This window comes from Bacillus sp. mrc49 (genome assembly GCF_002803435.1).
This window is the reverse complement of the sequence record NZ_PHNG01000690.1, coordinates 1-19,874: the sequence shown is the minus strand read 5'-3', so window position 1 is coordinate 19,874 and position 19,874 is coordinate 1. Positions and strand designations below refer to the sequence as shown.

13 protein-coding genes and 1 pseudogene are annotated in these 19,874 nt (G+C 39.5%); 6 read left to right on the top strand and 8 right to left on the bottom strand.

All coding sequences use genetic code 11. The features are described 5' to 3' along the window. Positions 1-240 precede the first annotated feature (240 nt). The gene (locus CVN76_RS13430; protein WP_100531670.1) at positions 241-1,428 is read left to right on the top strand and encodes an alanyl-tRNA editing protein; all 1,188 of its coding nucleotides are present in this window, start codon (positions 241-243) and stop codon (positions 1,426-1,428) included. Positions 1,429-1,855: 427 nt separating this feature from the next. Here the strand turns inward: CVN76_RS13430 and CVN76_RS13425 are convergent, their stop codons facing one another. Next, entirely contained in the window at positions 1,856-2,269 is a 414-nt protein-coding gene (locus tag CVN76_RS13425) for a hypothetical protein (protein ID WP_100531669.1), read from the bottom strand. 73 nt (positions 2,270-2,342) lie between these two features. After that, positions 2,343-2,534: a hypothetical protein gene (locus tag CVN76_RS13420; protein ID WP_100531668.1), complete on the bottom strand. Its 192-nt coding sequence runs from the start codon at positions 2,532-2,534 to the stop codon at positions 2,343-2,345. A gap of 141 nt (positions 2,535-2,675) precedes the next feature. On the opposite strand from CVN76_RS13420, the gene CVN76_RS13415 reads away from it, so the two are divergent. Then, the gene (locus CVN76_RS13415) at positions 2,676-3,197 is read left to right on the top strand and encodes a GNAT family N-acetyltransferase (protein ID WP_100531667.1); all 522 of its coding nucleotides are present in this window, start codon (positions 2,676-2,678) and stop codon (positions 3,195-3,197) included. A gap of 38 nt (positions 3,198-3,235) precedes the next feature. On the opposite strand, the gene helD is transcribed toward CVN76_RS13415, so the two are convergent. Beyond that, positions 3,236-5,494 carry an RNA polymerase recycling motor HelD gene (gene helD / locus CVN76_RS13410; RefSeq protein WP_442857574.1) on the bottom strand — a complete coding sequence of 753 codons (2,259 nt, stop codon included), beginning with the start codon at positions 5,492-5,494 and terminating at the stop codon, positions 3,236-3,238. A gap of 300 nt (positions 5,495-5,794) precedes the next feature. After that, positions 5,795-6,526 carry a hypothetical protein gene (locus CVN76_RS13405; RefSeq protein WP_100531665.1) on the bottom strand — a complete coding sequence of 244 codons (732 nt, stop codon included), beginning with the start codon at positions 6,524-6,526 and terminating at the stop codon, positions 5,795-5,797. Positions 6,527-7,632: 1,106 nt separating this feature from the next. Here CVN76_RS13405 and CVN76_RS13400 point away from each other — a divergent pair. After that, on the top strand, positions 7,633-8,022 hold the full coding sequence (locus tag CVN76_RS13400; RefSeq protein WP_100531664.1) for a YybH family protein: 390 nt from the start codon (positions 7,633-7,635) through the stop codon (positions 8,020-8,022). A gap of 535 nt (positions 8,023-8,557) precedes the next feature. After that, complete coding sequence (locus tag CVN76_RS13395; protein ID WP_100531663.1) at positions 8,558-10,177, top strand: ABC-F family ATP-binding cassette domain-containing protein; 1,620 nt, start codon at positions 8,558-8,560, stop codon at positions 10,175-10,177. A 1,470-nt stretch (positions 10,178-11,647) separates the two neighbouring features. On the opposite strand, the gene CVN76_RS13385 is transcribed toward CVN76_RS13395, so the two are convergent. After that, positions 11,648-12,997 (bottom strand): PTS transporter subunit EIIC, encoded by a 1,350-nt coding sequence (locus CVN76_RS13385; RefSeq protein WP_100531662.1) that lies wholly within the window; start codon positions 12,995-12,997, stop codon positions 11,648-11,650. A gap of 314 nt (positions 12,998-13,311) precedes the next feature. Here CVN76_RS13385 and CVN76_RS13380 point away from each other — a divergent pair, with 314 nt between their 5' ends. Together CVN76_RS13380 and CVN76_RS13375 are read left to right on the top strand one after the other, a co-directional pair. After that, positions 13,312-14,511 carry an enolase C-terminal domain-like protein gene (locus tag CVN76_RS13380; protein ID WP_100531661.1) on the top strand — a complete coding sequence of 400 codons (1,200 nt, stop codon included), beginning with the start codon at positions 13,312-13,314 and terminating at the stop codon, positions 14,509-14,511. Positions 14,512-14,644: 133 nt separating this feature from the next. Continuing rightward, positions 14,645-15,361: a GntR family transcriptional regulator gene (locus tag CVN76_RS13375; RefSeq protein ID WP_232732202.1), complete on the top strand. Its 717-nt coding sequence runs from the start codon at positions 14,645-14,647 to the stop codon at positions 15,359-15,361. A 687-nt stretch (positions 15,362-16,048) separates the two neighbouring features. Here CVN76_RS13375 and CVN76_RS32225 read toward each other — a convergent pair. The 3 genes and pseudogenes from CVN76_RS32225 to CVN76_RS13360 all read right to left on the bottom strand — a co-directional run. Then, a pseudogene (locus tag CVN76_RS32225) lies at positions 16,049-17,056 on the bottom strand (glycoside hydrolase family 53 protein); the annotation flags it as partial. A gap of 380 nt (positions 17,057-17,436) precedes the next feature. Next, a complete protein-coding gene (locus tag CVN76_RS13365) occupies positions 17,437-18,606 on the bottom strand; it encodes a galactokinase (RefSeq protein WP_100531660.1) in 1,170 nt (389 codons plus the stop codon). 219 nt (positions 18,607-18,825) lie between these two features. Further along, the coding region (locus CVN76_RS13360) for a PTS lactose transporter subunit IIBC (RefSeq protein WP_198512558.1) at positions 18,826-19,874 on the bottom strand (1,049 nt) is incomplete at its 5' end.

Sequence of the window (19,874 nt, the reverse complement as noted above, 5' to 3'; positions counted from 1 at the left end):
CTTTTAGACCAGTAAGCGTTTTTCATTCAACGTCAATTAGGTCTAAAGTATATACTTTCAGGAATATTTTACATCATAAAAATTTGTCTATAAATAGATTATCGCCATCTTGCAAAATTTATTTAAAATATTTCATAAAAATTCCTTATTTACTTGTCTTGCGGGATATTTCCCCTTTTCAAAAATAGGGATTTCGATGATATAATTTAAGGAATGACAGAAAGGAATAGGGAAACATTCATGACAAAAAAATTGTATTACACATCCCCCAAGACCGCTCAATGGGATTCCGAGATCCTGGGGTGCTTTAAGGAGAATGACCATTACTATATCACACTTGATGAAACAGCCTTCTTTCCAGAAGGAGGCGGCCAACCTTCAGATACAGGAACCATCGATGGCCTCCCCGTTCTTGACGTAATGAAAGGCACTGATGGATGCATCCTTCATAAGCTTGAGAAAAAGCCAGGTTCAAGGGCTGTACACTGTGAATTGGATTGGTCCCGCCGCTTCGACCACATGCAGTCACATAGCGGCCAGCATCTCCTCTCAGCCGTCTGTCGGGAACTATATGATGCGAATACAATCAGCTTCCATCTTGGCAAAGAGTATTTGACCATCGATATAACCGAAGGCAATTGGACTGAAATACATACGGCGGCAGCTGAAAAAAAGGTGAATCAATATATCTTCGAAAATCGCCAACTGCACACATATTACGTCACCAAGGAGCAATTACAGACACTTGCTGTCGTAAAGATGCCTAAGGTTTCCGAGAATATCCGCATTGTCGAAATCGAAGGGATAGAGTATAACCCGTGTGGCGGAACCCACGTTGAACGAACCGGGGAAATTGGTTTGATAAAAATCCTCAAAACCGAGAAGCAGAAGGACCATACCCGTCTCTATTTCAAATGCGGCTTCAGGGCATTGAAAGATTACTCCGAAGGGCAAGGCATTCTCTCGGCCCTATCAAATAAATTCAATACCGGACGTACTGAAATCTTCAATCGGGTCGAAAAAATGGAAAATGACTATAAACAGCTGCTTTCGGAAAACGAAAACCTAAAGCTTGAAAATGCAAAATTCCTGGCTGACTCCTTGCTTACAGGAAGCAAGGAAGGGTTCATCCATCATCTATTCGAAGAAAGCTCACTGAAAGAATTGCAATATTTAGCAGCTACGATAATAAAAAAAGAAAAAGTGCTTGTTTTATTAGCTTCGAGGAAGGATCAAAAAATGATTCTTTCCAACAGCGGACCGCTGCCCATACATTGCGGACAATATTTCAAAGCCGAGCTCAATCTCTTTAACGGGAAAGGTGGCGGAAGTGAACAAACCGCCCAAGCAGGATTTAGCTCACAAAATGATCTGCAAGCCTTTTATCGGTTCACTATCGAAAAATGGAGTCCTAATTCCGATGAATAAACAAAGCCAAAAGGAACAATCGCCTAAAATCATGCAAGGTGGATGGAAACGGTTAGGAATGCTTGTCCAAGCGAAACCAGTAAGGTGCAAAGCGAGGGCACGGATAAACGCATAATCAAAAAAAAGAAGTTGAATACCTACTGGATGTAGGTATTCAACTTCTTTTTTCATTATATGTTGATAAGGATTCCTATTAATTATTCAGTGGGGCACTTTTTCAGTAACCTCCGGGACTCAGTGCAGTGCCCACAGTGGAAAACAACGGTCTTCGTACAATATTTAAAAATATGGGCAAGCAAGAGTCCATATTCGTATCAAGCAAACTGGAATGGAATAGGTAAGTATTTATCCTAAAAACCTGAAAACAAAGTAGATTTTACCGAAAGTTCGTCTCCAGTTTGAGAGGGCCAGCCCGCCCTCTTTCCCTTTATTCTTCTATCTTCAATTTCTGAATGCCATGCTCTTCTATATGAAGGTGATATTTTTCTTCAAGCTCCATGATCCGTTTCATCGCTTCTTCTTGATTGTAATCATGTTTTTCCGATTCGGCGATAAACTCCTTTCTAGCCAGATGATAGGCAAGTTTATCCTGGAAGACTCCTTCTTCATATTCGTCTATCACTTTATGGAGCTGATCCTCCAATTCCCTGCTTATATCGTATAGTTCATACTCCGGCTCAAATTGAACCCCTTCGATGCCGAAATCTTTGGCATGGGAATTGATGTACTGCTCGAGTTCACCGAACTCTTTATTATTTTCCGTATCGGAAGCAACCCAATATCCGTATTGAACCATTTTGAATAAGGTTTCATATTGTTTTTTCGTGAAATTGATCTTCATTGGCCTAAACTCCTTTATATCGATACTAAAAAGAATAAACCGCATTGGAACAAAAGTCCAATGCGGCTCATCCTCACTCAGATATTTCCGTTACGGAAAAATAAGCTGCCTTTTCCGTATCCACGACATAATGGCAATCGCCCTTAACTAAATTATAATAACGGTGCTTTTGGATATTTGAAATCATTTGAGTTGAATCGTCACCCTCAACCTCATGCTCTAATTCTTTACCTCCTGGAAAATAAAAACCAACTTTCAATGTCATCTTCTCATCCTTCCCTTCATCTCGTTGAATCGCTCTTTTATTTCTTATCCCTTATAAGGTAGTTATAAACATAAATTAAATGCTTATTCACCTTTACCATGATATTCTAGGTAAAAACAATGAAATCAAAGGGGACTTTTCATGAAAATAAGAAAAGCGATGGAGAAAGATGTAAAGGGTATAGCCCATGTGCATATAAGCAGTTGGCGATCTACTTATGCAGGAATCCTGCCACATCACTATCTAGCTTCATTGAATATCGAAACCAGGATGAAAAATTGGCAAAGGAATTTAAAAATGCTCCATAATGCCACATTTGTAGCGGAAAATTCCAACGGGGAAATCATCGGTTTCGCTTCAGGCGGGCCTGAACAAACAAAAGACCCGCATATTCAAGGTGAAGTATATGCCATCTACTTCTTGAAAACCTATCAACGAAGGGGAATGGGCAGGCAAATGGTAAAATCCATCATCGATGAACTTATCAAAATGGGCCATAAGAATTTAATCATCTGGGCATTGAAGGATAATCCTTCATGCGGTTTTTACGAAGCGCTAGGCGGGCAAGTCATTGCTGAAAAAACGGTTAAAATGGCTGGAATCGAGCTAATCGAAGTAGGATATGGATGGGATGATATCCAGGATATCCTTGTTCATTTGTAAAGCTTCCCGGAGGCTGGGCATCGTCCAGCCAGGCCATCTCACGGCTCGATAAGGAAAGCGTTTTTCTTCCGTCCTAAAAAATAGAGACGGTGCAAAGGCCTTGTCATCGTGACGTATAGCAGCTTGATGTCAAGCTCATTTTCGGTGCCGTACGTTTCCTCCAGCGATATGGCAAATACAACATCGAATTCCAACCCCTTCGCTTGGTAAGAAGGAACGATAAGGGTTTTATTTTTCGGGATGCTTCCCGCCTCATCTATTAGGTGGAAGTCTTGATTGATTTCACTTAGTTTATCGTTCGCCAGTTTACAATCCTTCATCGTTTTGGCAATTACCGCGAACGTTTTGAATCCTTCCCCTTTAAGTGTTTCAATCAATTCGGTCAATTCTTCTTCCCACCCATCCTTATCAATGGAGATGAATTCAGGTTCCCTGCCATGACGGACAACAGGTTCAACTTCAGGGAAATCGTAGGTTAGCAACTGAAGAACTCGGTTAGCCTGATTCATGATTTCGACGGTCGTCCTGTAGCTTTTTTGCAATTCCGTATAGGTCGCCCGCGGGAAAATACGCCTGTGAACCTCTTCCCATGTTTGCAAGCCACGATATGAATGGATGCCTTGTGCCAGGTCACCTACCAATGTGAACATATCAGTATCCACTGCCGTCTTGAGCGCTTGTAACTGCATGAAACTATAATCCTGCGCCTCGTCAATGACGACATTTTTTGCTTTGTTTTCTTTGGCGACGCCAAAAATCCGCTCCTGAAGATATAGTAATGCACCCAAATCTTCGGTTTCATAGCTTTTCATGGAAAATGATTTACGATTGTAGCTGCATAATGTGACGGCATCTTCCAACGTCAGTTTGCCGTTACTATACGAGACCAGCCGCTCTGGGTCCTCGAACAATTCCTGATAGTATTGGAAGAGGTTTTTCATTTGAAATTGCTTGAAATAGGCTTTTACAGAAGTTCGGATCGCCTTTTGGGCCTGCCGGATCCTCTCTTCCTTTTTATCGTGGCATTTTGTAACGAATTCCTTACGTATGACTGGATCGATATTCTTATAGAGTGCCTTTTCAATTTTGGCCTCATAAAACTCAGTGACCCTCTCAAGTATGATTTTCTTTTTCAGTTTCACTTCATTTTGTAAAATGGCCTTCAATTTGTCCAATCTCGTGTATAGAGGCAAATACCAATAATCCTCTTCCAATAATCTGATGAACTTCTTAGAAGAATAGAGGCGATATTTATCACAATAAAAATCAGCATCCGGATGAAATCCCCTGAAAATATCCTTTATATATTCGTCCAAAATATTTTTAAACGCAGGGGAACCCTTCAAGCCCGATATCCAGATGGCGGTCTTGGTTTCTTCATCATCCTTTTCCAGCAATCGCGTTAATTTATCATCCGGCGCGAGCTTCACTTGTTTACCTATCGCCACCTGGACATATTCGGCGAAAGTGAACTGCTTTACTTTTTCAACTCCCAATTCAGGCAATGCTTCAGATATGTAATCGATGAAAACCCTGTTCGGAGCGAGAATCATCAATTGACGTGGGTCGAACATGTCTTTGTAGTGATAAATGAAGTAGGATATCCGATGTAAAGCAATTGTTGTTTTACCGCTGCCGGCCGCTCCCTGGACAATGATCGGTTTGTTCAAGTCCGCGCGGATGATTTTATTTTGTTCTTCCTGAATCGTCGTAATGATATCAGTCAGCCGATTGCTTGAACTTTTAGAAAGGGATTCCTGCAACAGTTCATCCGTTGTCGTTAAATCGATGTCCCTTACGTCTTCCAGGACACCTTCCTCGATCATTAGCTGCCTCTTTAACGTGATGCTGCCGCTAAATGTTTCCCCTTCGGCTTCGTACTCAATTTCGCCAATTCTGCCCTCGTAATAAAGATTGGCAATCGGTGATCGCCAATCGACGATGATCTGCTCCTGGCTTTCCCGTTGGTAAAGGGAGGTTTTTCCGAAATAAAGCATCTCACCGCTGCTGCCATCATTTCTTTCAAAATCGACTCTAGCAAAATAAGGCTTTTTACTCGCTTTCCGTAAACTCTCAAGTTCGGTTTTGGACATTTCAAAAAAGTTCGCTGTCGTCAGCAATTGAGAATATAAGCCGGATTCAGACCAGTCTGCATCACCAAAAGCTTCTTGCATATTGCGTTGAAATTGATCTTTGCTCGTTTCTGAGGTTTTGATGACGACATCGATATAGCGTTTTGTAAAATCGAGCCTCTGCCGCTCCTTCTCAAAATCGGGATGACTTCCCAACTCCCTCACTCTCCCTTCCGATTTAAACGAATAATCAAACCGATGCCTAGATGAAATGGACATTTATACTATCAGAAAACCTCATGGTTGACAAATTTAAATGCATGAATCTTCCAATTTTTCATTTGTTGTATGCTTTGACCGCTGCAGGATCCAGAAGACTCAGGTAGGATGATTTCGATGTGGTACTAAGCAGAAGTTGAACCAGGAGCCTACGGCCTAATGAGGGGGGCATGAAGATTCGTTCTATAAACAATAACAAAGGAGCGGAGAAAGCACCTCCGCCCCTTTATCATCATATTGTATACGTTATTTGGTGGAATCTTCTCCAGTTGAAGCAGGTTTAGTTTCAGCAGCTCCGGAATTGACATCTTTTAGAGTTGTATCCAATGCATCAAGTTCCTTCTGACTTAGCGGCTGGTCATCTTTGGTTTGTTCTTTGACACTATTCACTGCCTCACCATGTGCCTTGACTTCTGCATTGGCCTTCTGTATCTCTTTTTCAAGCTGTGCCACTAATTTATCAGCTTCTTCAGCTTTTTGCTCGGCATATTTAAGTAAACCTTCATAATTAGCAATCTTTTCTTTCGTTGCATTCAACTCCGCAACTTTGCTATTATACTCATTAGTCTTAGTATTTAGAGCCGTCCTGGTCGCCTCCAAGTTCGTGTTGGAATCTTTTAAGTTTGCTTGTAGACCTGTGATATCTTGTTTAAGGGAAGCAATGTCCGCTGTCAGATTATCTTTTTCCGAAGTCATATTTTTGATATTTTCATTTAACTTACTGATCTCGGCTTTCTTCCCGGTGATGATGGAATTCGCTTCATTAATTTTAGAATTAGCACTATCCCGTAAAGTATTGATCTTGCTTATCAATGTTTTCTCATTTCCTTCGAATTGAGTTAACTTGCTTCCTGCTTCTTTAACAAAATCCGTAGCCTGCTGCAATGTCCCAGTACCTGTAAATACCAATCCAGCCCCAGCCAATGTAAAACCCCCTAGTACAACACCAGCTGCAATCTTACTTGTAAATAAACCCATTCCAATTCCTCCAAATGATTCTTAATCCCGCAACGAATGTACCGATCCTATTCGAGTAACAATTACATTGCATTCCATTTTTTCAATTTAACGATGAAAATAAAAAAAGAGCCTTGAATGGCACAAAACAGCTAATTACATATCGTTCAAGTTTTCTTGATTTTATATAAATCCCCATATTGTTCAACGCATTCCATTACGTTAAATTTCCATCGGCTTAAACTGACCCTATCACGTGACAATATAAAGCTAGAAGTCTATGTTTCCTTTAGTTGAAACTATTTCAATGATGCTTCTGCACCATCTAAAACCATCCAGCGAAAAATGCGGCGGACGTCCTAAGGAATTTGGTAACAACCAACCATTACACACATCGTGCACATCCTAAAACCCTGCTCAGTCAATCATGAATGTTCCTCCCATTACATAAGTCACAATTATTTATAATACTGATTTAAAAGCATATTACAATGAGTCTTTGTACCTTTAAATATTGAAGATTAAAAATAATGATAAAGGTAAATTTCCGATCACTTCCCCCGCATTCTTTCCCAAGTCAAATCCCCTCTAACTTTATTCTCTTTAAGCGTTTGTTTTTTCATTATTTCAGCCTAAAATTGTGTTGACATGTTGCTTCAATACAAATAGCAAGTTCATTACATGGAAGAACAAGACCCAGTCTTCTCCCCAGTTCAAATTATTGATGAACCCGCAATGCTTTGCTTGGAACAAAAAAGACAGTCTTTCTGGACACAGATGAAAAGTTCCAATTAAGGCAAATTCCCGCGTCCTGCTATTGAAGAATTTTCAGTTGGACAATTACGCCGTGTTTTCAACATGCTTATAAAGAGAAAAAATGGTAAAATCAAAGAGATTCACAAAAGCCCCCATATTTCCAAACTTATATGGTGTGACTTCATATAAAAATGACGGTGAATCGTTCCATTTACTAGCCATTTTAAGCCACTTGAACCTCCAACAACGAAACCGTCATGTGACCTTGATTGCATTTTAAGGATGAAACAGATTTGCGTGCTGAACAAAGTCGATTAACACATTTACAAAAAACGGAAACTGCACAAATAACAATGTAGGAGGAACATATAATGGAACATGAATTAAAGGAATTTATCAAAAAGTGTGACAACGCCATACAACAGGAAGATTTTGATACTCTGAAGAATTACTATACGGAGGATGCGATTTTGGTTGTAAAGCCTGATATGATTGCAAGAGGTAAAGAGGAGATCAAAGAAGCATTTATTAAAATTGCAAAATATTTTAATAACACGCTTGTACCGACTCAGGGAGAAATGTTTATCTTGGAAGCTGGAGACACAGCTTTGGTTATTTCGCAAACGCTAATCCATGCCGATAAAACGGATTCGGAATATTCAAATGATAGAAGGGCAACTTACGTATTCAAGAAAAATTCACAAGGTGAATGGCTTTGCGCAATCGACAATTCATATGGCACAGACTTAATCAATAGGTAGAGTATGGCTATAATTTCAGAAAGCGGAAGTTTCTTGTTGCTAAGCGAGTCCATAAGTGCATGCTTATTTACAGCTGCTTAGGCCCTTTCCTTATTGGACTTGCCTTCTATTGCAATGTTGTAAGTCCCCTAATCCGCTGCATTTGGGGAGCGACTTCTTCATTCCCTCAAAAGATATTACCTTCCTTTGCAGCCAAGAACACTTCTTCCTTTTTCTTGGCAGCTTCTTTTTTGCCATTCTTATCGTAATTAGCATTGTTCGTTTTCTATAATTACTATTCGTTAAAGCACATGAAAAACGTTAGGATATTTATTCAAATACTCCTTCCCGCACTTTGTGCATTAAACTTTTAGATGATTTGTATCGGTTTTTGCTAATGAACCTTTAACTTTTGACAGAAATAAGATACAATTTAAATGATGTACAGTTTAAAAGCTACAAGAACGTAAACTGTCTTTTATGTGAAACAGAGAAAAAAGAATCAAACTTGTGTTGAAAACGTTGAAACAAAAGTATTTTGGAGGAATGTAAATAAATGATTACTGTAAATAATGTTGGTTTACGCTATGGCGATCGTAAACTGTTTGAAGATGTTAATATAAAATTCACGCCTGGTAACTGCTACGGGCTTATTGGTGCAAATGGTGCAGGTAAATCCACTTTCTTAAAAATCCTTTCCGGTGAAATCGAAGCACAATCCGGAGATGTTCATATGGGACCAGGCGAACGCCTTGCCGTTCTTAAGCAAGATCACTTCGCTTTTGAAGAAGAAGAAGTCCTTAAAGTTGTCATCATGGGACATGAAAGATTATATCAAGTCATGCAAGAAAAAGATGCCATATATATGAAGGAAAACTTCACGGACGAGGACGGTATGAAAGCAGCCGAGCTTGAAGGTGAATTTGCCGAATTAAACGGTTGGGAAGCGGAACCTGAAGCCTCCATCCTCTTAAAAGGCCTTGGCATTACAGAAGACCTGCACACGAAGAAAATGGCTGAACTGACTGGTGGCGACAAGGTTAAAGTGTTACTTGCCCAAGCGCTTTTCGGCAAACCGGATGTTCTATTACTGGATGAACCTACCAACCATCTGGATTTAAAAGCGATCAAGTGGCTGGAAGAGTTCTTGATCAATTTTGAAAATACCGTTATCGTCGTTTCCCATGACCGTTACTTCCTTAACAAAGTTTGTACACATATCGCCGATCTTGACTTCGGTAAAATCAAAGTGTATATCGGGAACTATGACTTCTGGTATGAATCCAGTCAGCTTGCCCTTAAACTGACTCAAGATGCAAACAAGAAAAAAGAAGAAAAAATTAAAGAGCTGCAAAATTTCATTGCTCGATTCAGCGCCAATGCATCCAAATCGAGCCAGGCAACTTCCCGTAAGAAATTATTGGATAAAATCAGTTTGGATGATATCCAGCCTTCATCTCGCCGTTATCCTTATGTCGGTTTCACACCTGAGCGTGAAATTGGGAACGACCTGCTTCGGGTTGATGGAATTTCGAAAACGATCGATGGCATCAAAATCTTGGATAACGTCAGCTTCACGATGAATAAAGGCGACAAGATTGCATTTGTCGGCAAAGATGAGATTGCCAAAACGACCATGTTCAAAATTTTGGCTGGAGAAATTGAGCCGGATGAAGGTACTTTCAAGTGGGGTGTAACGACTTCACAGGCATACTTCCCTAAAGATAATGCCGAATTCTTTGAAGGCGTCGATTTGACTCTTGTCGATTGGCTTCGTCAATATTCCCCGAATGATCAAAGCGAAAGCTTCCTGCGCGGATTCTTAGGGAGAATGCTATTCTCTGGTGATGAAGTGACGAAGAAGGCAAGTGTTCTTTCAGGGGGCGAGAAAGTCCGCTGCATGCTTTCGAAAATGATGTTAAGCGGATCCAATGTCCTTATGCTTGATGAACCGACAAACCATCTGGACTTAGAGTCGATTACAGCATTGAACAACGGGTTGATCGCCTTTAAAGGATCGATGATTTTCTCTTCTCATGACCATCAGTTCATCCAAACTGTTGCGAACCGGATCATTGAGCTTACACCAAAAGGTACGGTCGATAAGCAAGTCAGTTATGATGAGTATCTTGAAAATAGCCAATTGCAAAAACAAGTGGCTGAAATGTACAAATAATTGAGTCTTGAAAAAACACATCCATATGGATGTGTTTTTTTCGTAACTTGTCCCCTATTAGTCCATATGTTTTTATCCTTTCAACGTATTGAAGGAATAAAAATCGATTGGCTTGAAATATAATAATAAACCAAAGCAGGATCCTGTATAAGTTCAGTGGTTTAAAGGTATATTGTGAAGAAAGGAGTGGGTTGGTTTGGATGGGCACTCAGTGAAACATATATTTGAAGATACCGGAAATCTTTTCCTATACGATAAATTCAATTATCAATTTTATGTATCGGGACTGTTTGACTCAGTCGATCAAGAGCGGATCATATCTGATTTTTTACGCGCATTTGCCTTTGACGAAAAAAATTCACTCTTTTTTGATGACTTTTCCTTTTACTTTAATTGCTTTCATTACTCCCAGCAAAAGCAACAGATGTTAGATTTCCTCAAACCTGAGTATGATGACCATATTTGTTGACTAAGAATGAAAGGTAAGGACATCTGAATGCCCTTACCTGAGATTGAAGGCAAACTCAGTTTCACTTGAGGATCTTATAATTTGATTCTTAACTGCTTCAAATCCAACAAATTCAAAAAAGGGTATAGGAATGAAAGAGCCATTCCGATACCCTTTTTTCCCCGCCCTCCATGCTTTTTATCTCCGTACCCGCTTTCCTCCTTGCCTGCTTCCGTATTCATGTTATGATGGCTGCTAATAGTCTAATGCGCTTACCCGAGAAACAAGCAAGTTTATGAAATCATTGCTCGAAGATTGTTTTAGTAACTTTTGAATATTAGGATCCGCCATTCACATAGCTTCTTCCTGTATTCACAAATATTAATTTTGTCGATATTACAAAATGAGTTTAGTATACTCCGGTAGTAATTTTAAAATCTTATCTGCTGTCTGTCCGAACTGTTCAAAAGCTTCCGCAATCTTCTGCTAGGTGTCCGTTACTATACGTGTGTATCCTCTTTACTGCCTCTCCTTTAAATTGAAAGGCAGCCTCCCCGTCCAATTCACACCAGTTGGTGGTTATTTATAAGAAAATAGATCTAAAAAATTTCGGTGGAAAGCTCATGATAAATTAGATATGCTCCTTATATATAAGCTTTTAAAGTTTGGGATGTGAAGATTGGTTAAAGATTTCATTCTTCGACAAGCGCGTGCCCCTTATTGAAAGAAGAATTAGCGTTGCTTTATAAATGGGATTCCAAGCTTCATACCTCCCATGTTCTTCTTTATCTTCTTCAACGATTGTAGCCGGATTTGAAATGACGTTCTTTCTAGAATTCTTTGTTCTTTATGGTTCACATACTTTCATTTCTTCAATGAATCGATTGCACTCACCGGAAAATGTATGTATGCCTTCTTGCTGAGCCAGCAGTCGCAAATGATACCGTATAATCCAATCCCTACCGTAGGGGCATCTCCTCCACCAGCACTTATAAATCACCCTATTGGATATTGGTTATGATTCATATTGATTGAGTCTTTTTTACAGTGATGAAAGATATTCCAAATGATGTACTTATGGCAATCATGATTCCGATTAAAGCATACGGAAAATAAGGGCCCACATATGCGACTAAACTTACAATACTTGAAAGGATATACCCATAAATTCTTACACCCATGGCAGCAAAAAAAGTTGAGGCTACTGCACTACCAATCGAACAGGCTATGAAGGCTTTACGATTTTTAATAAGTACCCCGAATATAGCAGGCTCTGTAATGCCCAGAAGAGCAGAAATAGTCGCTGATAGAATTATAGACTTTTCAGTTTTGCTATTGGCTTTAAAAAACATTGCAAAAGTGGCACCTGCAATGGCCATGTTTGTCATAAACATCATAGGCATTAACATGTCGTATCCTTTATCCGCGAAGTTTTGAAGCACAATTGGTGTAAGAGCGTGATGCATACCAAATACAACTTCTATCGGTCTCGCTCCGCCCATTACAACTCCTGCTAAGATGGGAGATATATCGAATAATGTTTCAATAATATAAGCTAATCCCTTACCAACGTAACTACCTAATGGTCCGGATACGATCAATGCAAAAGGAATGGCAAGAAATAGAGTTAATGTGGGAGTAAATACAGTTTTCAAAATGTTTGGCATATACTTATCAATCCATCTGTGGATATAACTTAATGCCCACACAGATAAAATGACTGGAATGACAGCACCAGAGTAATTAATAACGGGTATTGGTAAACCAATAAAATGAAATTGACTTACCTCACCTAATTTAGCAGCGTCAATTAAAGATGGATACATAAAGCCAGCAGCAATAGCTAGGGCAAGATATTGATTTGTTTTAAATATTTTGGCAGCTGAAGCAGCTAAAAAGAATGGCAAGAAATAAAAGACTCCACTTGAAATCAAGTCTAGGATTATAATTGTTTCATTATCCTTCGATAAGAAATTCAAAGCAATTAGACCTGCCAAAAGCCCTTTGAGCATGCCTGCACCAGCGATTGCCGGAACTATTGGACCGAATACACCCGATACAACATCCAATAATCGTGAAAAGAGACCTTTTTTCTTGCTACTTTCTTTCTTATCTTCTTCTCTTTCCATCCCTAGTTCTTCCATTAAAGCAGAATGATATTGCTGTACATTTGTCCCGACTATTATCTGATATTGATCGTTTTGTAATTGTTCTCCGATAACACCGCTCAATCGCTTTACATTTTCATGGGCGATCAAAGAATTATCATACAAATCAAAGCGCAGCCTTGTCATGCAATGCCAAGCTTTCTTTATATTCTTTTTGCCGCCAACATATTCTATGATTTTCTTGACACTCTCTTTATCTTTCATATTTGAATCATTCCCTTACTAGAAATTATTGATAAAGCTCAATCTATTACTTTCTTTCACTCCGATTTGACAGGGTTATGATAGCATATAAAAAAAATAAATGAAAACGCTTAAATAAACCATGAAATAATGAAGAATCCTATACTATCAACATTTATTGCATCAGTTTTTTGAAAATTGGTATGGTAAATTATCGTAACGGACCTTCTTTCTTTACCAAATTGACGTTGGATATTTACTATGTTTTAATCTAGTTAATAATTTCACTTTGATTTGACGAATAATTGAAATTAAAGAAAAAAGGAGATTCAACCTTGGAACCCACACTTATTACAGATATACAATCATTTGTGATTAACCCGAATAGACATAATCTTATTGTAGTCAAAATAGAAACAAACAAAGGTGTTATTGGATATGGGTGTGCAACCTTCCAGCAACGGCCTCTAGCTGTTCAAACCATGATTGATGAATATTTAAAACCGCTTCTAATAGATCGTGATGCGAACGCCATTGAAGACTTGTGGCACTTAATGATGGTCAATTCTTATTGGAGAAATGGTCCTGTTATTAACAATGCAATTGCAGGGATTGACATGGCTTTATGGGATATTAAAGCTAAATTAGCCGAGATGCCCCTTTATCAACTTTTTGGAGGAAAGTCAAAAAACGCAATTGCGGCCTATACACATGCTGACGGATTAACATTAGCGGAGCTCTTTAACAATGTTGATTCTTTGATAGAGAGAGGATACCGCCATATTCGCTGTCAATTGGGGTTGTATGGCGGCAAAAATCATACGATGCACGTAACAAAAGAGTTAAGTGCAGGAGAATATTATGATCCAGACATTTATATGAAAGATGTCGTGACCATGTTTAAAGCATTACGTGAAAAATATGGATATTCCATTCATTTGCTTCATGATGTTCATGAAAGACTATTTCCAAACCAAGCCCTCCAATTGGCAAAAGACCTAGAGCCTTATAAGCTATTCTTTTTAGAGGATATCTTACCTCCTGATCAAAATGAATGGTTGGTTCAATTGAGATCACAATGCACTACACCTATAGCATCCGGGGAATTATTCAATAACCCAACTGAATGGAGAAATCTCATCGTTAATCGTCAAATTGATTACATTCGCTGCCATGTTTCACAGATTGGGGGCATCACACCCGCTCTTAAACTAGCTGCACTATGTGAAAATTTTGGTGTTCAAATTGCCTGGCATGGCCCATCGGATATGACCCCTATTGGAGTGGCAGTGAATACACACTTGAATATTCACCTTCATAATGCAGCGATACAAGAAATTCAAGAGCCTGATGAAACTACGAAAAAAATGTTCCCTAACTCAGTGGAAGTAGTGGATGGGTATATTTATCCTATTGAAAAAGTTGGCATCGGTGTTGATTTCAATGAAGACATGGCAAAAGAATATCCAGTCATTTATCGAAAACATGAATGGACTCAAGCTCGTATTACAAATGGTACCATCCATACCCCATAAAGTTATAAAAATGCATGAAAACCCTTGAAGCAATGCGCTTCAAGGGTTTTACATTACAAGAAAGATAACGAATGGATCCTTTTATGCTAATATTATATGCAGTAAGAAAAAACAATCTGTCTTGAGGTAATCGATGATGAAAAAACGTGATTTTATTGCAGATGATATTCTAAGTAAAATTTATCAAAATACTTATAAAGCTGGTCAAAAAATCCCTACCGAAAGGGATCTGGCAAATCAATATGATGTATCCAGATACACAATTCGCGAGGCATTAAAAAAACTTATGAATATTGGATGTATCAGAATTATTCAAGGTTCGGGTATATTCGTCAATGATACAAAATATAAAAGTCCATTAATTTACAATTCATTAACAGAAAAGAAATTCAAAGATATACAATCCGAAATTATCTATCTTAAAAAGATTAAACCTGATCAAACATTTGAAAAAATTTTTGATATAAATGGAGAACAGAAGAAATTATGGGAATATAAACGGGTTCGAATTGCCGATTACCAAAAAAGGCAAATTGAAACTTCAAGATTACCATGCTCTTTTTTCCCACACCTTAATAAAGAAGAAGTTAAAAAATCAGTTCATGACTATGTACAACAATGCGGCTATCAAATATCTCACTTCATCACAACATACAGCGCAGTAAATGTAAGCAAAGAGGATGCTGAGCTTCTAAATTGCAAGAAAGGGGTTGCCGCGATGAAAATCATAAACAGAGGAATTCTTCAAAATGGCAGAGTGTTTGAATATAGTGAAATGATTAATTTAGATTATTCATGTTCCTATTTTACACCGTTTAACCCTTATAGTCATCAACACAGAAAAACCTAACATTTCTCACTAAATCATTTTTCCGTACCGGCCCAAGTGTACGAAGGAATCTTTATAGGTACAACGTACTCCCTTCCACCTGCCCGCTGTTTTGTTTTTCTCATGCCTATGTCTGAATTTTTATATATGGTCTCGTGAATATGGGACACCGGCACCACAAAAAGCACTAGTGAATAAAGCATCCCATATTCCGTTAAAGACCGAAATTTCAGTTATTTATCGTTTTATCATGCCTTTTCAATTTTTGAAAAACTCCACATTGTCGACACTGATCCAGTTATTTGCATTTGCATCAGTCCAAAAACCGAATTCAGCTTGTCCGTTCGTTACATGAATATTCGTTATAGTAATTTGAGTCCAGGTGCTTGTTGTCGGAATAGGAGTGTTTTTTTCTGAGCCTCCAAAGTTCTTAACGTACATTTGGCTCGTTTTAAATCCACCACCGCTTCTTACCCATGCTTTCAATGTATACGTTCCATTAGCAAGGCCTGTTTTTATTTGATGGGTACTAACCTGATAGGCAGCGTTATTCCAATGAGATAATTTGTAGCTTCCTGAATATCCGCCAGCTTCCGTGTAATTGGCAAGATCATTACCATTTGACCAAGTGGTCCAACCTGTTGGATTCTGTGTAGCTCCATCTGTTTCAAAACCGGCATTATTTACAAGATTCCCGCTTGATGCCGATCCTTTAGCTGCATCACTGAAAGCATCGATGGCCGTTGTATATTTCAGGACATTTTTAGATACCTCGGTAGTTGCGCCTAATGCATAACCATCTGAAAGAACACTTGAGTTAGCCTGGGGTTCCCAGTAAAAAACTCCGATCCCTTTTCCGTTCGGAACCGCGTTTACAACCTTGATTGTATCATTGATCGTCCAATAAGAATCTTTAGGGTTTTTTTCGTCTCCACCTACTTCAACAACCATAACTTCCTTGTTATAACGTGAAGCCATGTCGTTCAGATTGTAAGATAAATCATCGGTAATCTCCCAATATGGCTGACCATCCCAATATGGATAGAAAGATGCACCAATAACATCCGTTTTACCGCCATTACTAAAGAAGTTATCAAACCACCATCTGAATTGACTGTTGTTAGTCCCATGTGCCAAATGACTGACCACCTTGGAGGATGGGCTTACAGCCTTAACTGCGTCATAGCCTTTATTAAGGAACGCCGTCAATTTACTGAAATTATCAGTACTGCCATCTGGAAGCATGATCCCTGAGTTCATCTCATTCCCAACTTGTACCCATTCAGGATATATGCCATTACTTTTTAGCTCGTTCATGACATCGTACGTATGGTTGTAAACCGCTGTTTGTAACTGGGTATTGGTGTAGCTTGTCCATGCGTTTGGCTTAATTTGATGACCCGGATCTGCAAAAACATCACTATAGTGAAAGTCAACCATTATCCTCATTCCCAAAGCTTTTGCCCTTTTTGCTGCAGCAAGTACGCCTGCTTTGTCACTATAGCCCAGCATGGTCCAAGTTGTTCCGTCTTTTAACCAATAATAGTCACTTGGCGGATTAACAAAAACTCTTAACCTAACGGAATTAATTCCGTGATCTTTAAGTATCTGTAAAGAATCTGCTGGTTTTCCATTGTCATCGACCCAGCTTACGCCCCCATCTTCCATTTGCTTCATCCAGCCTATGTCAGCTCCATATGCAAATGGAGTAGCTGCTTCCACCTTATGGAAAACATCTAAACTAGCTAAGCCAGTTAAAGCAAGAACTAAGCCCATCACCATTACCATAAAACCTTTTATCTGTTTTTTCAACATGAAATTCATCCTCCTATGACAACAATCCATCGGTTTATTGACTTGCCTGTAACTAGTACACTGCTCGGAAAAACCATGATAATTGAACAACTTATCGTTTGTTTTTGCCGTTTTACCTATACTATGGAAAACGGCTTAACTCCCCCTTTTTCATGTACAGCTTCCCGTTGGCCTGTCTGCAAGTGATCCCTTCACTGCTCCCCAACCTTCATATCCTTTGTCAATAAATGAATGACTGCATGTGATCCACATTACCTGCACCACCTAGGATTTGTCGTTATTTATCCCACCTTCCATTTCTTAGCGCCATCGCTAATATCCACCATATAAAATGAAGCTTCATATCCTATTTTGCCGAGATATTTAGCTGAAACGCCCTGGATAAAGCTTTCCGTTTTTTCGCTTTCCACGATCGCTATGGCGCAGCCGCCGAAACCAGCACCTGTCATCCTTGCGCCAAGGGCTCCTTCCTCCCAGGCCGCTTCGGATAACACATCCAATTCAATACCTGTCACTTCATAATCATCACGCAATGATCTGTGCGAAGCATTCATCAGTTCCCCAAACGTTTTCAATTCGTTTGCCTTTAATGCCCTGGCAGCTAGTACTGTCCGTTCGTTTTCACTGATCCCATGACGCGCCCTTTTCCGTAACGTTTCACTCGATAGATATCCTTCCAGCTTTTCAAATTCCTTCAATGTCAGTTCTCCAAGCGAGTTCACATTTCGGTATTGCCGTAGTTCCGAAAGAGCCGCTTCACATTCAGAGCGACGTTCATTATATTTTGAAGTCGCAAGCTCGCGGCGCTTGTTCGTATTCATGATGACTATTTTGTATCCATCTAAAACAATGGGGATCATTTCGTAGCCCAGGGTTACACAATCCAGTAAAATGGCCATATCTTCTTTTCCTTTTTGCACGGCAAACTGATCCATAATGCCTGAATTCACACCGATAAATTCATTTTCAACTTTTTTTCCCGTCAAAACTAAATCAAGATCAGAAACATCCAATGCGAATATTTCTCGTAAGATTACACCTGTCAGCATTTCAATAGAAGCGGAAGAGCTTAATCCAGCACCGGTCGGGATGTTACCATTAAACAAAATATCCAATCCACTGTCGATTTCATGACCAGCATCTTTGAGATAACGGATCATGCCCTTTGGATAATTGGTCCAGTTATCCTCCTTTCTGTAAGCTAAATCGAAAAGGTCAAAACAAATCATGCCTATTTCCGGAAAATTTTCCGAGTAGAATCGAATTTGACTATCCTCTCTTCTTGCACTTACTGCATACGTCCCGATGGTAATGGCACATGGAAAAACATGTCCCCCATTATAATCCGTATGCTCCCCGATCAGGTTAATCCGCCCCGGTGCAAAAAACACTTCCCCGTCCTGTCGACTGAAAACGGTCTTGAATTTTGATTTCAATAATGTGGTATCCATGCCAAGCCTCCACCTTTTTTATTTCCTGCCTTGTTTAAGGACTTTGTTCAATTGATTTATTTTCATTAAAAATACACCCCAAATATCAGATTTTCGTCTAAGATTTAAGGTGCCTTCCGTTTTCCGATTATTGATTTTCCGTTCTTTATAAGTTTAATATGGTTTACGTTTAACTAGGCACCGCCTTGTTCGCTGGTGGATCCATTATCGCTTCCGTTTTTATTTGACCTGTTCCAGGACAAAATCAATGGCTTTTTGCGAATTTCTAGTGAGATTGATATATTCTGCCCCTTTTGTGGCAGCGAGCTTAATGTTTAATCGGTCTGTGTCTTCTTTAATGTCATCATAATATGAACCTACTTGCGGAGCTAAAATCACCATATCGAAGTCTTTCATGATCTCGTAATGAGAACCGTAAGCACCTGCTGATGCAGTGATCGGGACATTGTATTGTTTAGCGCCTTCCGTTAATGCATTAGCTAACATGGCACTTGTTCCCGCTCCGGCACACAGTACCAAGACGTTGATGCTTTTCTCCAGCGTTGGTGCTGATTCCTCCACTTGAGCATTGTTGTTCATGATAGCGAATGTATCAGTCCCTGTTGCACCGACCATTGCAGGTTGCCCTGCTTGGGAAACTCCAACAGCTGCTTCCAATTCAGCATTTTTCGCTTCTTTTGCCAGCAATTCGTTGTCATAAGCTTTACAGAACGGAAGGTAAATAAGGAAATCGACGACAATTAATAAGACAGCAAGAACCAAAGCCCAGAGTCCCATGCCTGTACCAAGTATTAAGCCAATTGGTGCTGGTGTTGCCCATGGCAGGACATAAATGAAGCTGTTCATCCCGATAACGTCAACGAAAAACTTGAACAAGCAAACATTAATCATTGGCGTTAGTAAAAAAGGAATGAAGAAATAAGGATTCAAGATCATTGGTGCAGCAAATAAAAGCGGTTCATTAACGGCAAAACACACTGGTACTACGGATGCTTTTCCGACTGCTTTCAGCTGTTTTGATCTAGCAAGAAGAAGGAAAATAAACGGAACGACAAGGGTAGCACCGGTCCCTCCCATAGTACCGACAAAGTTTCCAAGTCCGACCGTAAGCACGTTGGATGCTTGCTCACCGGCATTATGAAGCTGTAAGTTTGTGGCTACATTAGCGTAAATAATGGCGGCAATAGCTGGCTCTACTATAGAAGGTCCGTGTACCCCGGCAAACCAAAATAGTGCCATCATTCCCCAAATGATACAGATTCCTAGAT

What these genes read in the sequence shown, in the direction of transcription:
- CVN76_RS13430 (WP_100531670.1), top strand. Translation starts at nt 241, where the DNA reads ATGACAAAAAAATTGTATTACACATCCCCCAAGACCGCTCAATGGGAT.
- CVN76_RS13425 (WP_100531669.1), bottom strand. Translation starts at nt 2,269, where the DNA reads ATGAAGATCAATTTCACGAAAAAACAATATGAAACCTTATTCAAAATG.
- CVN76_RS13420 (WP_100531668.1), bottom strand. Translation starts at nt 2,534, where the DNA reads ATGACATTGAAAGTTGGTTTTTATTTTCCAGGAGGTAAAGAATTAGAG.
- CVN76_RS13415 (WP_100531667.1), top strand. Translation starts at nt 2,676, where the DNA reads ATGAAAATAAGAAAAGCGATGGAGAAAGATGTAAAGGGTATAGCCCAT.
- CVN76_RS13405 (WP_100531665.1), bottom strand. Translation starts at nt 6,526, where the DNA reads ATGGGTTTATTTACAAGTAAGATTGCAGCTGGTGTTGTACTAGGGGGT.
- CVN76_RS13400 (WP_100531664.1), top strand. Translation starts at nt 7,633, where the DNA reads ATGGAACATGAATTAAAGGAATTTATCAAAAAGTGTGACAACGCCATA.
- CVN76_RS13395 (WP_100531663.1), top strand. Translation starts at nt 8,558, where the DNA reads ATGATTACTGTAAATAATGTTGGTTTACGCTATGGCGATCGTAAACTG.
- CVN76_RS13385 (WP_100531662.1), bottom strand. Translation starts at nt 12,997, where the DNA reads ATGAAAGATAAAGAGAGTGTCAAGAAAATCATAGAATATGTTGGCGGC.
- CVN76_RS13375 (WP_232732202.1), top strand. Translation starts at nt 14,645, where the DNA reads ATGATGAAAAAACGTGATTTTATTGCAGATGATATTCTAAGTAAAATT.
- CVN76_RS13365 (WP_100531660.1), bottom strand. Translation starts at nt 18,606, where the DNA reads ATGGATACCACATTATTGAAATCAAAATTCAAGACCGTTTTCAGTCGA.